This window comes from Pseudomonas sp. 22082, assembly GCF_052046055.1.
In the GTDB taxonomy this organism is placed as follows: domain Bacteria; phylum Pseudomonadota; class Gammaproteobacteria; order Pseudomonadales; family Pseudomonadaceae; genus Aquipseudomonas; species Aquipseudomonas pharyngis.
In genome coordinates this window covers 107714-120353 of record NZ_JBQEQB010000019.1, presented here as the reverse complement: position 1 = coordinate 120353, position 12640 = coordinate 107714, and the positions used below count along the sequence as shown (strand labels likewise).

General features: G+C 59.0%; 12 protein-coding genes. 8 read left to right on the top strand and 4 right to left on the bottom strand.

Annotation, left to right across the window (positions count from 1 at the left end):
• The first annotated feature begins 186 nt into the window (after positions 1-186).
• Genes ACTJK9_RS21330 through ACTJK9_RS21320 form a run of 3 tightly spaced genes read left to right on the top strand, consistent with a single transcriptional unit; the run spans position 187 to position 2859 of the window.
• Entirely contained in the window at positions 187-1623 is a 1437-nt protein-coding gene (locus tag ACTJK9_RS21330) for a cytochrome ubiquinol oxidase subunit I (RefSeq protein WP_064599574.1), read from the top strand.
• Positions 1624-1626: 3 nt separating this feature from the next.
• Positions 1627-2634: a cytochrome d ubiquinol oxidase subunit II gene (gene cydB / locus ACTJK9_RS21325; RefSeq protein ID WP_039771762.1), complete on the top strand. Its 1008-nt coding sequence runs from the start codon at positions 1627-1629 to the stop codon at positions 2632-2634.
• Between the two features lie 57 nt (positions 2635-2691).
• Positions 2692-2859 (top strand): DUF2474 domain-containing protein, encoded by a 168-nt coding sequence (locus tag ACTJK9_RS21320; protein WP_007950992.1) that lies wholly within the window; start codon positions 2692-2694, stop codon positions 2857-2859.
• A 69-nt stretch (positions 2860-2928) separates the two neighbouring features.
• Here ACTJK9_RS21320 and ACTJK9_RS21315 read toward each other — a convergent pair whose 3' ends face one another.
• Both ACTJK9_RS21315 and ACTJK9_RS21310 read right to left on the bottom strand, forming a co-directional pair.
• Positions 2929-4053 (bottom strand): methyltransferase, encoded by a 1125-nt coding sequence (locus tag ACTJK9_RS21315; protein ID WP_440816010.1) that lies wholly within the window; start codon positions 4051-4053, stop codon positions 2929-2931.
• Between the two features lie 151 nt (positions 4054-4204).
• A complete protein-coding gene (locus tag ACTJK9_RS21310; RefSeq protein WP_440816007.1) occupies positions 4205-4927 on the bottom strand; it encodes a LuxR C-terminal-related transcriptional regulator in 723 nt (240 codons plus the stop codon).
• Positions 4928-5233: 306 nt separating this feature from the next.
• Here ACTJK9_RS21310 and ACTJK9_RS21305 point away from each other — a divergent pair, with 306 nt between their 5' ends.
• Entirely contained in the window at positions 5234-6010 is a 777-nt protein-coding gene (locus ACTJK9_RS21305; RefSeq protein ID WP_440816004.1) for a ferredoxin--NADP reductase, read from the top strand.
• 32 nt (positions 6011-6042) lie between these two features.
• On the opposite strand, the gene mscL is transcribed toward ACTJK9_RS21305, so the two are convergent.
• A complete protein-coding gene (gene mscL / locus ACTJK9_RS21300) occupies positions 6043-6456 on the bottom strand; it encodes a large-conductance mechanosensitive channel protein MscL (protein ID WP_064599563.1) in 414 nt (137 codons plus the stop codon).
• A gap of 285 nt (positions 6457-6741) precedes the next feature.
• On the opposite strand from mscL, the gene katB reads away from it, so the two are divergent.
• Together katB and radA are read left to right on the top strand one after the other, a co-directional pair.
• Complete coding sequence (katB, locus tag ACTJK9_RS21295) at positions 6742-8283, top strand: catalase KatB (RefSeq protein WP_064599561.1); 1542 nt, start codon at positions 6742-6744, stop codon at positions 8281-8283.
• A gap of 143 nt (positions 8284-8426) precedes the next feature.
• Complete coding sequence (gene radA, locus ACTJK9_RS21290) at positions 8427-9794, top strand: DNA repair protein RadA (RefSeq protein WP_064599559.1); 1368 nt, start codon at positions 8427-8429, stop codon at positions 9792-9794.
• Here the strand turns inward: radA and ACTJK9_RS21285 are convergent, their stop codons facing one another.
• The gene (locus ACTJK9_RS21285) at positions 9795-10163 is read right to left on the bottom strand and encodes a PilZ domain-containing protein (RefSeq protein ID WP_064599557.1); all 369 of its coding nucleotides are present in this window, start codon (positions 10161-10163) and stop codon (positions 9795-9797) included. It lies immediately after the preceding gene.
• 159 nt (positions 10164-10322) lie between these two features.
• Between ACTJK9_RS21285 and ACTJK9_RS21280 the strand changes: the two genes are divergently transcribed.
• A complete protein-coding gene (locus ACTJK9_RS21280) occupies positions 10323-12389 on the top strand; it encodes a carbon starvation CstA family protein (RefSeq protein WP_085612601.1) in 2067 nt (688 codons plus the stop codon).
• Positions 12390-12404: 15 nt separating this feature from the next.
• On the top strand, positions 12405-12602 hold the full coding sequence (locus ACTJK9_RS21275) for a YbdD/YjiX family protein (RefSeq protein WP_003228401.1): 198 nt from the start codon (positions 12405-12407) through the stop codon (positions 12600-12602).
• Positions 12603-12640: the final 38 nt, after the last annotated feature.

Below are 12640 nucleotides of genomic sequence, written 5' to 3'. Positions count from 1 at the left end.
TCTTTCAACGTTGATTGATCCAGATCAAGACCCATCGCGGAACTGATCCGGGACCCGTCGGCAGACTCCCTGCGTCGCGATGCCTGTAAAAAGAAGAACGAATTCGAGTTCGCCGCACTCCATACCCGTGGGGGCAGTGGTTCAAGGCCGCCAGTCCTGGAACCGTTATCTGATAGAGGAAAGCTTATGTTCGGTTTAGAGGCCCTGGATCTCGCCCGAATTCAGTTCGCGTTCACCATCTCGTTCCACATCCTGTTCCCGGCGATCACCATCGGTCTTGCGAGCTATCTCGCGGTGCTCGAAGGCCTGTGGCTGAAAACCGGCAATGACACTTACCGTGACCTCTACCATTTCTGGTCGAAGATCTTTGCCGTGAACTTCGGCATGGGCGTGGTCTCGGGGCTGGTCATGGCCTACCAGTTCGGCACCAACTGGAGCCGCTTCTCGGACTTCGCCGGTTCCGTCACCGGGCCCTTGCTGACCTACGAAGTGCTCACGGCGTTCTTCCTCGAAGCCGGTTTCCTCGGGGTGATGCTGTTCGGCTGGAACAAGGTCGGACGCGGCCTGCACTTTTTCTCCACGGTGATGGTGGCCATCGGCACGCTGATTTCCACGTTCTGGATTCTCGCCTCCAACAGTTGGATGCAGACCCCGCAGGGCTTCGAGATCGTCAACGGTCAGGTCATTCCAACCGACTGGCTGGCAATCATCTTCAACCCGTCATTCCCCTATCGCCTGATGCACATGGCGACGGCGGCGTTCGTCGCGACGGCTTTCTTCGTCGGCTCGTCGGCAGCCTGGCACTTGCTGCGCGGCAAGGACAACCCGGCGATCCGCACCATGCTGTCGATGGCGATGTGGATGGCGCTGATCGTTGCGCCGATCCAGGCAGTCATCGGCGACTTCCATGGCCTCAATACCCTTGAACACCAACCGGCGAAGATCGCCGCGATCGAAGGTCACTGGGAAAACGTCGGCAACGAAGCGACGCCGCTGATCCTGTTCGGCTGGCCGGACATGAAGGAAGAGAAAACCAAATACGCCGTCGAGATCCCGTACCTCGGCAGCCTGATCCTGACTCACTCGCTGGACAAGCAAGTCCCGGCGCTCAAGGAATTCCCGCCAGAAGACCGGCCGAATTCGACCATTGTGTTCTGGTCGTTCCGGATCATGGTCGGCCTCGGCTTCCTGATGATCTTCACCGGCCTCTGGAGCCTTTGGCTGCGCAAGCGCGACACGCTCTACACCTCGCGGCCGTTCCTGTACCTGGCGCTGTGGATGGGGCCATCCGGCCTGATCGCGATCCTGGCGGGTTGGTTTACCACTGAAATCGGTCGTCAGCCATGGGTGGTCTACGGGCTGATGCGCACGGCGGATGCGTCGTCCAACCACAGTTTCATGCAGATGAGCATCACGCTGATCATGTTCGTGGTGGTGTATTTCGCGCTGTTCGGTGCGGGGCTGGGCTACATGATGCGCCTGGTGCGCAAAGGGCCGAAGACCGACGAAGGCAAGGAAACCAACGAGGGTGGTCCTGGCCAGAAACGTACGCCGGCCCGTCCGTTGTCCGCTGCCGACGACGATGGCGCCGAACACGACCGCAGCCTGACCAAGGAGATTTGAATCATGGGTATTGATCTTCCGCTGATCTGGGCCGTGATCATCATCTTCGGCATCATGATGTACGTGGTCATGGACGGTTTCGACCTGGGGATCGGGATTCTCTTTCCGTTCATCCCCGGCAAGACCGACCGCGACGTGATGATGAACACCGTTGCCCCGGTGTGGGACGGCAATGAAACCTGGCTTGTACTGGGCGGCGCGGCGTTGTTCGGCGCGTTCCCGCTGGCTTATTCGGTCGTGCTGTCGGCGCTGTACTTGCCATTGATCTTCATGCTGATCGGGCTGATCTTCCGTGGCGTGGCATTCGAGTTCCGCTTCAAGGCCAAGGACGACAAGCGTCACCTGTGGGACAAGGCGTTCATCGGTGGTTCGGTGGCGGCGACGTTCTTCCAGGGCGTGGCGCTCGGTGCGTTCATCGACGGCTTGCCCGTGGTCAACCGGCAATATGCCGGCGGTTCACTGGACTGGCTGACGCCGTTCACGCTGTTCTGCGGCGCCGCGCTTGTTGTGGCGTATGCGCTGCTCGGTTGCACCTGGCTGATCATGAAGACCGAAGGCAAGCTTCAGGAGCAGATGCATGACCTGGCGCGCCCGCTGGCCTTCGTGTTGCTGGCGGTGATCGGCATCGTCAGCCTGTGGACGCCGCTCTCTCACCCGGAAATCGCCGAGCGCTGGTTCAGCCTGCCCAATCTGTTCTGGTTCCTGCCGGTGCCGATTCTGGTGTTGGTGACGCTGTACGCACTGATCCGTGCGGTGGCGCGAAACGCCAACTACATGCCGTTCCTGCTGACCCTGGTGCTGATCTTCCTCGGCTACAGCGGTCTGGGCATCAGCCTGTGGCCGAACATCGTGCCGCCGTCGATCTCGATCTGGGACGCCGCCGCGCCGCCGCAAAGCCAGGGCTTCATGCTGGTGGGCACGCTGTTCATCATCCCGTTCATCCTGGGTTACACCTTCTGGAGCTATTACGTGTTCCGCGGCAAGGTCACCCACGAAGACGGTTATCACTAATGGTGATCACGATGGCGCCGAGCGCGGCGCCATCTCCCGCAACCGGAGGATGCAAGCATGACCGGCAAACATTCCCTGCACGATATTGAAGAAGCCGAAAAAAAGCCGCTGTGGCAGCGGCTCGGCTGGTTGGCCATGATCTGGGTCGGCAGCGTCGGTGCTCTGTTCATCGTCGCCAGCCTGATGCGCATGTTCATGAACGCCGCAGGTCTGACCACGCACTGAGACTTCCCATCCCGCTGCCTTGCGGCACGGATTTTTGACCCTCCGACCGGAGGGTTTTTTTTGCCCGGATTATTTGCGCGCCTTGAGGATCACGAATTTCGGAGTCGCGGCGACTTGCTCGACACCCCGGAACAGTCGCGCCAGTTTGCTGTGATAACCCAGGTGACGGTTGCCGACGATGTACAGCGCGCCACCGACCACCAGCGCTTCGCGGGCCTGCTGGAACATGCGCCAGGCGAGGAAATCGCCGACCACCTGTTGCTGGTGGAACGGCGGGTTGCACAGGACTACGTCCAGCGATTGCGCTTCCTGACCGGCCAGACCGTCGCCGGCGCGTACGATCACGTCACGTTCACCGAACGCCGCGCGCCAGTTCTCGACTGCCGATTGCACGGCCATGAACGATTCGTCCACCAGCGTGTAATGCGCATCTGGGTTTTGCAGGGCGCTGGCGATGGCCAATATGCCGTTGCCGCAGCCAAGATCCGCGACTCGTGCAGCGCCAAGATTTTTTGGCAGGTGCGCAAGGAAGGCACGGGTGCCGATGTCCAGCCCTTCACGGCAGAACACGTTGGCGTGATTGAGCAGCTCGATGGCCGGCTCGTCGAGGCGATAGCGAGTTGGGTAGGGCGAGACGGCCGGTGCCTTGGGCTCGGGCGTGGCGATCAGCAGTCGGGCCTTCTTCACCGCCAGCGAAGCCTGAACCGGCCCGATGTAGCGTTCCAGCAGATCACCGGCGGCACGCGGCAAATGCTTGACCATCGCCGCTGCCACTACCTGAGCGCCCGGTGCCAATTGGCCTTGCAGGCGAATCAGTTGTTCTTCCAGCAGCGCCAGAGTTTTCGGGACGCGAATCAGCACCCGGTCGAACGGCCCGACCAATGGCGCGCTGGCGGGAATACCGCGCACAGCATCGAACGCCTTGCTGTTGCGCAGCAGGTTTTTTTCCAGCCCCTGAAACGCCAGGAATGAATCACCGCTGGTGCTGACCTGCAGTTTGCCCGAGAGGCTGATGGCCAGGGCGCCGAAGCTGTCGTTAAGTACCAGAACCCGTGTCTCGATCGGCAGGTTCTGTTCGGCCAGATGATTGAGCAGGTATTCGTCGGCTGCGTCGAAGGCTTGCAGCGGGTCCTTCTGCTGTTCGGGCTGGCGGATCAGATCGAGCTGGGCGAAGGGCGTATCGAGAAAAGGCATGGGGCGGGGACTCTGGGTAATCGACGGGTGTCCCGCGGCCCAGGAGTAGTGCGGCGGAACCGTCCGAGTGGACAGCGGCGCAAAAGATCGCGTCATCACTCAGGAAGGTTGCAAATGGTACGTTTTTTTTATTGGCAATACTCGTCTGATTTCAGCAAGGGTGATTGGGAATGAACCCGGCCCTGGTGGCGGCGATGACGGCTGACATCTTGTTGCAGGCGTTGAACTTAACAATCAGGTTTTTGATGTGATAGTTCACGGTCCGTTCGGCCACATTCAGAATCTGACCGATTTCCCAGGCGGTCTTGCCCAAGGCGCACAGCCTCACGATTTCGAGCTCTCGGGTAGACAATCGTACGGGCGGTGATTTGGCCTGTGCTGGCGGGAGGGCGCGAACGATCATTTCACTCAAATGCTGCGTGATGAAGTGCATCACACCGTATTGTTCGTAGAGCTCCAATGCAGAGATTTCGCAGTAGGTTCGCGCCAGACTGATTGTGCAGCACAGGTCGTTCTCTTCGTCGAGATACGACTGTGACCAGCCATGTTCCATCCCGTGGTTCTGAAGTGCACTCCACATTTTCGGTGTCTTGGAAAATGCTTTCCTGGTCCAGAGAAACGGCAACATTGATTGATGGCAAAAAGCCGCAATCGGGTCGCTTTCACAGCACTGTTTTTCGTATTCGTCGTTCCACGCCTCTGTGAAGTTATTGATATAAAACGGTTTGAATGACTGGGAGTCAGGCCGCGAGATTGTAATGCCGCAGAATTGAAAACCGATGTTGTTGGCAAAATTTCTCAAGATCGGGAATGCGTTTTCAATATTCTTCGCGCGCGTAAGCTGTTTTATTTGATGCTCCTTCCACCTTTCCATTTCGAGAGTTCTCCATCTCTTCCTGTTTCGTGAGAATGCTGGATTGGATCCAAGGCGCCGACACGGATGGAAGTGTAGGAGGATTCCCACAAGTCTGTTGGATTCTTTTGCTCTTGAGCGATGCTTGAAACGGGAATATCAGATGACGATTTATATGCGGAGGATCATTTAAAGAATTGCATCGCTTGAATGTTATCTACTACTCCTTCTCAGGGTGATGGCACATTGAAATAGCATTACAAACCGTCGGTGTTCCAATGAGGATTAATGCGTAACAATTCATTCATTTGTTGATGGAGTGACCCAATGACCGCCAGCAGCGAAAAATTCAGCCGCCAGACATTGCTCGATGTACAGTCGCTGACCCCCAGTCTGTTCACCCTGCGTACCACACGGGATGCCGGTTTTCGCTTCCGAGCCGGACAATTCGCCCGGATTGGCGTGACCCGTGAGGATGGCAGCACGGTGTGGCGCGCCTACTCGATGGTGTCTTCGCCGTTCGACGAATTTCTCGAGTTCTTTTCCATTGTGGTGCCGGGGGGCGAGTTCACCAGCGAACTGAGCCGCCTGAAGGTGGGGAACAGCTTGCTGATCGAGCGCCAGGCCTTTGGCTATCTGACGCTGGATCGATTCATTGATGGTCGTGATCTCTGGCTGTTATCCACAGGCACGGGTGTGGCGCCCTTTCTGTCGATCCTGCAGGACTTCGAGGTCTGGGAGAAGTTTGAGCGAATCATCCTGGTCTACAGCGTGCGAGAGTCTCGTGAGCTGGCTTATCAACAGCTGATCGCGGAATTGACACAGCGCGACTACCTCGCGGAATACGCCCACAAGTTCCAGTTTATTCCGGTGGTCACGCGTGAGCCGTATGCCGGCGCCCTCAACGGACGCATCACTACGCTGATCGAAAATGGCGAACTCGAAAAGATGGCCGGTGTGGAGCTGACGCCGGCGCATTCCCGGGTGATGCTCTGCGGCAATCCGCAGATGATCGATGACACCCGGGCCTTGCTCAAGCAACGCGGTATGGCCTTGAGCCTGGCCCGGCGACCGGGGCAGGTGGCAGTGGAAAACTACTGGTAAGGAAACGGCGCCCTAAGGCGCCGTTTCAGTCTTCAAGGCTGGTTGTTCCGGGCCTTGAGCAGATCGCGAATCTCGCCCAGCAGTTCTTCTTCCTTGGTCGGCACCGGTGGCAAGGAAGGAGCCACGGCTTCTTCACGCTTCAGGCGATTGATGGCTTTGACACCCATGAAAATCGCAAAGGCGACGATCACGAAGTCCAGAACACTCTGGATGAACTTGCCATAAGCCAGCATCACGGCGGGGGCATCGCCCTGGGCAGCCTTGAGGGTGATCGCCAGGTCACTGAAATCCACCCCACCGATCAGCAGGCCGATTGGCGGCATGATCACGTCGCCGACAAATGACGAAACAATCTTGCCGAAGGCCGCGCCGATGATGATACCGACGGCCATGTCGACCACATTGCCTTTGACCGCGAAGGCCTTGAACTCGCTGAGCACGCCCATAGTTATTTCCTTGTTACAGATGAGTTTGGTGTACGCAGTGTAAATCAGCATAACGCGTCCTGCGCGAAACACCTTCTTACAAAGCCCGCTTTTATCGACACACCATTTCGCAATTAGTTTGCAAAGTGCCACTAATCGCGCGCGAAATACGCTGCAACGTGCTGATCTTCAAGAAAAAATGCTCAATCGTCGCGTTACGAACTTTCTATTTATGTTTGGCAAGCTGAGCTTCTAGCCTCTGGCAGGCGCACCTGGATGCGCCTCAAAATAACAGAGGAGTCTGAAATGAATTCCATGCATGGCCTGAGGGCCTTTTCCCTTCGTCATACCTTCGGTTTATTGACTGCCGGCCTACTGACCCTTTCCGCGAGTGCGGCGCCGTTGACCCGGGATAACGGTGCGGCGGTCGGCGACAACCAGAACTCACAAACTGCCGGCGCAACCGGCCCGGTACTGTTGCAGGACGTGCAACTGATCCAGAAGCTGCAACGCTTCGACCGCGAACGCATTCCCGAACGCGTCGTGCATGCCCGGGGTACCGGTGCTCATGGCACGTTCACCGCGACCAACGACCTGAGTGATCTGAGCAAGGCCAAGGTGTTCGCTGTCGGCCAGGTCACGCCGGTGTTCGTGCGTTTCTCCGCGGTGGTGCATGGCAACCATTCACCGGAAACCCTGCGGGACCCACGGGGTTTCGCCACCAAGTTCTACACCGCTGACGGCAACTGGGATCTGGTGGGCAACAACTTCCCGACGTTTTTCATCCGCGATGCGATCAAGTTCCCGGACATGGTGCATGCCTTCAAGCCCGATCCACGTACCAACCTTGACGATGATTCACGCCGCTTCGACTTCTTCTCCCATGTACCGGAAGCCACCCGCACATTGACCGAGTTGTATTCCAACTCGGGTACACCGGCCAGTTATCGGGAGATGGACGGTAACAGTGTGCACGCTTACAAGTTGGTCAATGCCAAGGGCGATGTGCACTATGTGAAGTTTCACTGGAAAAGTTTGCAGGGCATCAAGAATCTCGATCCGCAACAAGTTGTGCAAGTTCAGGGCCGGGATTACAGTCACATGACTCACGATTTAGTAACAAATATTAACAGCGGAAATTTTCCCAAGTGGGACTTGTACATCCAAGTATTGAATCCGCAAGATTTGTCCAAGTTTGATTTCGATCCTCTTGATGCAACCAAGATTTGGCCAGGTATTCCTGAGCGAAAAGTTGGACAAATGGTCTTGAACCGCAATCCTTCTAATGTCTTCCAGGAAACCGAACAAGTGGCCATGGCGCCATCGAATGTGGTGCCGGGCATCGAGCCTTCGGAAGACCGTCTGCTGCAAGGCCGTATATTTGCCTATGCCGATACGCAAATGTATCGCCTCGGCGCCAATGCCCTGCAATTGCCGATCAATGCTGCCAAAACTGCAGTCAACAATGGCAATCAGGATGGCGCGATGAATGCCGGTGCGAGCACCTCGGGCGTCAACTATCAGCCAAGCCGTCTGCAACCACGTGAAGAGACGCCAGGTGCGCGCTACAGCCAGACCGCGCTGCAGGGCAGCACGCAACAGGCGAAGATCCAGCGTGAGCAGAACTTCAAGCAGGCTGGCGATCTGTATCGCTCGTTCAGCAAGAAGGAACGTCAGGACCTGATCGAGAGCTTCGGCGGTTCGCTGGCGGGTACCGACGACGAGAGCAAGCACATCATGCTGTCCTTCCTTTATAAGGCGGATCCGGAATACGGCGCCGGTGTGACCAAAGTGGCCAAGGGTGACCTGGAGCGGGTCAAGGCCCTGGCCGCCAAACTGGTCGACTGACAGCGACCCTTTCAAACCCCGGCAACTGTCGGGGTTTGACCGACAGCAGCGCCGCGCGTTTGGCCAGCGGAGAAATCCGTCCCGGCGCGCCGCGCTGATCGACGATGGCTGCGTTATCATCGCGGTTTTTGCCGGGGGTTCAAATGGCCAAGGCCAAGCGCATGTACGGCTGCACCGAGTGCGGCGCAACCTTTCCCAAGTGGGCCGGGCAGTGCGGCGAATGCGGCGCCTGGAACACCCTGACCGAAACCATGGTCGAGAGCGGCGCTGCCGCCGCCCCGAGCGGGCGCACCGGTTGGGCCGGGCAGCAAGCGCAGATCAAGACCCTGGCCGAAGTCAGCATCGAAGAGATTCCACGTTTTTCCACAGCCTCCGGCGAGCTCGACCGCGTGCTCGGCGGTGGTCTGGTGGACGGTTCGGTGGTGCTGATCGGCGGCGACCCGGGCATTGGCAAGTCGACGATTCTGCTGCAGACCCTGTGCAACCTCGCCAAGACCATGCCGGCGCTGTACGTCACTGGCGAAGAGTCTCAGCAACAGGTCGCCATGCGTGCACGTCGTCTGGGTCTGCCGCAGGATCAACTGCGGGTCATGACCGAAACCTGTATCGAAACCATCATCGCCACCGCCCGCCAGGAAAAACCCAAGGTGATGGTGATCGACTCGATCCAGACGATTTTCACCGAACAATTGCAATCGGCGCCGGGCGGGGTGTCCCAGGTGCGCGAGAGTGCGGCGTTGCTGGTGCGGTACGCCAAGCAAAGCGGCACGGCGATTTTCCTGGTCGGCCACGTGACCAAGGAAGGCGCGCTCGCAGGGCCGCGGGTTCTGGAGCACATGGTCGATACCGTGCTGTATTTCGAAGGCGAGTCCGACGGGCGGTTGCGTTTGCTGCGGGCGGTGAAAAACCGTTTCGGCGCGGTGAACGAGCTCGGCGTGTTCGGCATGACTGACAAGGGCCTGAAAGAAGTCTCCAACCCTTCGGCGATTTTTCTTACCCGCGCTCAGGAAGAAGTCCCGGGCAGTGTGGTGATGGCAACGTGGGAAGGCACCCGGCCGATGCTGGTGGAAGTCCAGGCGCTGGTGGATGACAGTCATCTGGCCAACCCGCGTCGGGTGACGCTGGGGCTGGATCAGAATCGTCTGGCGATGCTGTTGGCGGTGTTGCACCGGCATGGCGGCATTCCGACTCACGATCAGGACGTGTTCCTCAACGTGGTCGGCGGGGTGAAGGTGCTGGAAACCGCCTCCGACCTGGCCTTGATGGCAGCGGTCATGTCGAGCCTGCGCAACCGTCCGTTGCCCCATGACCTGCTGGTGTTCGGCGAAGTCGGCCTGTCCGGCGAAGTGCGCCCGGTGCCGAGCGGTCAGGAGCGGTTGAAGGAAGCTGCCAAGCACGGTTTCAAGCGCGCGATTGTGCCCAAGGGCAATGCGCCGAAGGAAGCGCCGCCAGGCTTGCAGATCATTGCGGTGACACGTCTGGAGCAGGCGCTGGACTCGTTGTTCGAGTGATCAGACGTCTATCAGCGCCCCGAGCTCGCGTTCCAGTTCGGTTTCGTCGGCCAGATTGAGTTCGATCAGGCGACGCAGGCGCTGAATCGACTCCAGGCTGATATGCCGGCACACGAAACCGAGCTGGCCGTGATCTTCATGCGCCAGTTGCACATCCATCTCGATGTGTACGTCCTCGCTCAAATGAATGTCGACGAAAAAATCCTGCTCGGGATTGCCCAGCCAGGGCTCGGGCCGCTCGATCAACAGCCCCTTGAGCGACAGATCGATCAGCTTCACCGGCCAGATGTACTCGCCCTGGCTCAATTCGGTTCGGGCATCGAAAGCGATACGTTTGAAGCGGCGACGCTCGGACGGGTGCTCGCTCATGGTGCAATCCTCAGGAAGGTCAGCTGACTATAGACCCGACCGGCGGGGTGTTGCCAACGAATGGACTGTCTAGACCAATGTCGGGGTATGGCCTTTGCCGCCAACAGCGCTAAACTCGGGGTGGCTGTCTTTCTTGTCCACCCTGGCTGGAATAATAAAATGAAAAATAATAATAGCCTGCTACGCCACTTACCCTGGCTGCTGCTGGCAATCGTAGGAGCGTGCGCCCTGGGCGTAGTGGCATTGCGCCGAGGCGAGGCGATCAACGCCTTGTGGATTGTGGTCGCCGCCGTGGCCATTTATCTGGTTGCGTACCGTTACTACAGTCTGTTCATCGCTAACAATGTGATGCAACTCGATCCGCGTCGGGCCACCCCCGCCGTACTCAACAACGACGGTCTGGACTACGTTCCAACCAACAAACACATTCTTTTCGGTCACCACTTCGCAGCCATCGCCGGCGCGGGGCCGCTGGTCGGCCCGGTACTGGCGGCGCAGATGGGCTATCTGCCCGGCACGCTGTGGTTGATCGCCGGCGTGGTGCTGGCGGGCGCGGTGCAGGACTTCATGGTTCTGTTCATGTCCACCCGTCGCAACGGCCGTTCCCTGGGCGACATGGTGCGTGAAGAAATGGGCCGCATCCCCGGCACCATCGCCCTGTTCGGCTGCTTCCTGATCATGATCATCATCCTCGCGGTGCTGGCGCTGATCGTGGTGAAAGCCCTGGCTGAAAGCCCGTGGGGCATCTTCACCGTGATGGCGACCATCCCGATCGCGATGTTCATGGGCATCTACATGCGCTACATCCGTCCGGGCCGCATCGGCGAGATCTCGGTAGTCGGCGTGTTGCTGCTGCTGGGTTCGATCTGGCTCGGTGGGCAGATTGCCGCCGATCCGGTCTGGGCCAAGGCCTTCACCTTCACTGGCGTGCAGATTACCTGGATGCTGGTCGGCTACGGTTTCGTCGCCGCTTCGCTGCCGGTGTGGCTGATTCTGGCGCCGCGTGACTACCTTTCCACTTTCCTCAAGATCGGTACCATCGTCGCCCTGGCGATCGGCATCCTGGTGACCATGCCCGAGCTGAAAATGCCGGCCCTGACCCAGTTCGTCGACGGCACCGGTCCGGTGTGGAAGGGCGGTCTGTTCCCGTTCCTGTTCATCACCATCGCCTGCGGTGCGGTATCGGGCTTCCACGCGCTGATCTCCTCGGGGACCACGCCGAAGCTGCTGGATAACGAAACCAACGCCCGCTACATCGGTTACGGCGGCATGCTGATGGAATCGTTCGTGGCCATCATGGCCATGGTCGCGGCCTCGGTGATCGAGCCAGGCGTGTACTTCGCCATGAACAGCCCGGCTGCCGTGGTCGGCGGTGATGTGGTGGCTGTGGCAACTGCGGTCAGCAACTGGGGCTTTGCAATTACCCCGGAAGCCTTGCAAGCCGTGGCGCATGACATCGGCGAAACCACCATCCTGGCCCGTGCCGGTGGTGCGCCGACCCTGGCGGTCGGTATCGCGCAGATCCTGCACAGTGTCCTGCCGGGTGAAAACACCATGGCGTTCTGGTACCACTTCGCGATCCTGTTCGAAGCGCTGTTCATCCTGACCGCAGTCGATGCCGGCACCCGTGCCGGTCGCTTCATGCTGCAGGACCTGCTCGGCTCCTTCGTTCCGGCACTCAAACGTACCGAGTCCTGGTCCGCCAACCTGATCGCCACCGCCGGTTGTGTGGCGATGTGGGGCTGGTTGCTGTATCAGGGCGTGGTTGATCCACTGGGCGGGATCAACACCTTGTGGCCGCTGTTCGGTATCTCCAACCAGATGCTGGCGGGTATCGCGCTGATGCTCGGCACCGTGGTCCTGATCAAGATGAAGCGCCAGCGCTACATCTGGGTCACCCTGCTGCCGGCCACCTGGCTGCTGATCTGCACCACGACTGCTGGCTTCATCAAGCTGTTCGACGCCAACCCGGCGATCGGCTTCCTGTCGCTGGCCAAGAAGTACAGTGATGCACTGGCCAACGGTCAGGTGCTGGCGCCGGCCAAGAGCGTCGAGCAGATGCAGCACGTGATCTTCAACGCCTACACCAACGCTACATTGACCGCGCTGTTCCTGTTCGTGGTATTCAGCATCCTGTTCTATGCGCTCAAGGTCGGCATCGCCGCCTGGGGCAAAAAAGAGCGTACGGACAAAGAATCGCCATTCCAGGCCCTGCCGGACGCGTAACCAGAGGATTGCAGCATGTTCAATGACCTGAGTCGCCTCGGTAAATACCTCGGTCAGGCCGCGCGCCTGATGGTCGGCATGCCCGACTACGACACCTACGTCGAGCATATGCAGACCAAACACCCGGACAAACCGGTGATGAGCTACGAGATGTTCTTTCGTGAACGTCAGGAAGCCCGTTACGGTGGCAAGGGTGGGCCGAAGTGCTGTTGATCTGACAGCCTTCGGTTGATGCAGTCCCCAACTGTGGG

Excerpts from the sequence above, each read along its gene's own strand:
- ACTJK9_RS21330 (WP_064599574.1), top strand. The coding sequence starts at position 187 with ATGTTCGGTTTAGAGGCCCTGGATCTCGCCCGAATTCAGTTCGCGTTC.
- cydB (WP_039771762.1), top strand. The coding sequence starts at position 1,627 with ATGGGTATTGATCTTCCGCTGATCTGGGCCGTGATCATCATCTTCGGC.
- ACTJK9_RS21320 (WP_007950992.1), top strand. The coding sequence starts at position 2,692 with ATGACCGGCAAACATTCCCTGCACGATATTGAAGAAGCCGAAAAAAAG.
- ACTJK9_RS21315 (WP_440816010.1), bottom strand. The coding sequence starts at position 4,053 with ATGCCTTTTCTCGATACGCCCTTCGCCCAGCTCGATCTGATCCGCCAG.
- ACTJK9_RS21310 (WP_440816007.1), bottom strand. The coding sequence starts at position 4,927 with ATGGAAAGGTGGAAGGAGCATCAAATAAAACAGCTTACGCGCGCGAAG.
- ACTJK9_RS21305 (WP_440816004.1), top strand. The coding sequence starts at position 5,234 with ATGACCGCCAGCAGCGAAAAATTCAGCCGCCAGACATTGCTCGATGTA.
- mscL (WP_064599563.1), bottom strand. The coding sequence starts at position 6,456 with ATGGGCGTGCTCAGCGAGTTCAAGGCCTTCGCGGTCAAAGGCAATGTG.
- katB (WP_064599561.1), top strand. The coding sequence starts at position 6,742 with ATGAATTCCATGCATGGCCTGAGGGCCTTTTCCCTTCGTCATACCTTC.
- radA (WP_064599559.1), top strand. The coding sequence starts at position 8,427 with ATGGCCAAGGCCAAGCGCATGTACGGCTGCACCGAGTGCGGCGCAACC.
- ACTJK9_RS21285 (WP_064599557.1), bottom strand. The coding sequence starts at position 10,163 with ATGAGCGAGCACCCGTCCGAGCGTCGCCGCTTCAAACGTATCGCTTTC.
- ACTJK9_RS21280 (WP_085612601.1), top strand. The coding sequence starts at position 10,323 with ATGAAAAATAATAATAGCCTGCTACGCCACTTACCCTGGCTGCTGCTG.
- ACTJK9_RS21275 (WP_003228401.1), top strand. The coding sequence starts at position 12,405 with ATGTTCAATGACCTGAGTCGCCTCGGTAAATACCTCGGTCAGGCCGCG.